General features: G+C 54.9%; 1 protein-coding gene. It reads right to left on the bottom strand.

Annotated elements, in window-relative coordinates; translation table 11 throughout:
* The coding region (locus E0L35_RS25790) for a hypothetical protein (RefSeq protein WP_349304661.1) at nt 1–406 on the bottom strand (406 nt) is incomplete at its 3' end.
* Nucleotides 407–412 lie beyond the last annotated feature (6 nt).

Here is a 412-nt window from a genome sequence, read left to right as displayed (position 1 = left end):
CCGAATCGCGAGAGCCGATTTTGTTTTCCATGCCGCTGGCTTCGAAGCGGTCGAAGTAGGTATCCTGGATATCCAGAATCGCATTCTTCGCATCGCCGCCCTGATAGCGCGCTATCGCGTCCTGAATGCTCTGGTTAATTCCCGTCGTCACCTCAGCCCAGTCGGTGCGGTTATTTCCCTCGTCCGCCGCCGGAATGTTGTCTGCGCTTTGCGATGCGGCAACCTGCTGATCGTCACGGGTGGTTGGCAAGCCGGGTAAGATATCCTCGATATCCTGTAGCAGCGTAGTGACCTGATAGGAGACATCGTTGAGATGGTCAGGTTGCGCGGTCAGCGCAATCAGGGATGAGAATTGTTGGTTAATGGAGGCGGCATCTTTTGCAGAACGGTTTTGTCTGAGGGTCATCTCCAT

Origin of the sequence: Halomonas sp. ATBC28, assembly GCF_005937175.1 — a bacterium.
Classification (GTDB): domain Bacteria; phylum Pseudomonadota; class Gammaproteobacteria; order Pseudomonadales; family Halomonadaceae; genus Vreelandella; species Vreelandella titanicae.
This window is presented reverse-complemented; position numbering and strand designations above follow the sequence as displayed.